The organism is Longicatena sp. 210702-DFI.1.196 (assembly GCF_020563125.1).
Lineage (GTDB): Bacteria > Bacillota_I > Bacilli_A > Erysipelotrichales > Erysipelotrichaceae > Longicatena > Longicatena caecimuris.
Map to the genome: position 1 here is coordinate 1 of NZ_JAJCPX010000142.1, position 246 is coordinate 246.

1 protein-coding gene is annotated in these 246 nt (G+C 59.3%); it reads left to right on the top strand.

Annotation, left to right across the window (positions count from 1 at the left end; genetic code table 11):
• A partial coding sequence (locus LI241_RS16030) for a hypothetical protein (protein ID WP_227161111.1) occupies positions 1-246 on the top strand: 246 nt, incomplete at both ends.

Genomic DNA, 246 nt, shown 5'->3' on the forward strand with positions numbered 1-246 from the left:
CCAAGGATTCCACCGTGCGCCGCTATCTTGCCCAGCGTGCCGAGCTGCTGGGAGCTATCCGTCTGCCTAATGACGCGTTCAAAAAGAATGCCGGTGCCGAGGTGGTATCGGACATCATCTTCCTCCAAAAGCGGGATCGCCCGCTGGACATCGTGCCGGAATGGACCCAGACCGGACAGACGGAGGACGGGTTTGCCATCAACCGGTATTTTATCGACCACCCGGAAATGGTGCTGGGCAGACAGG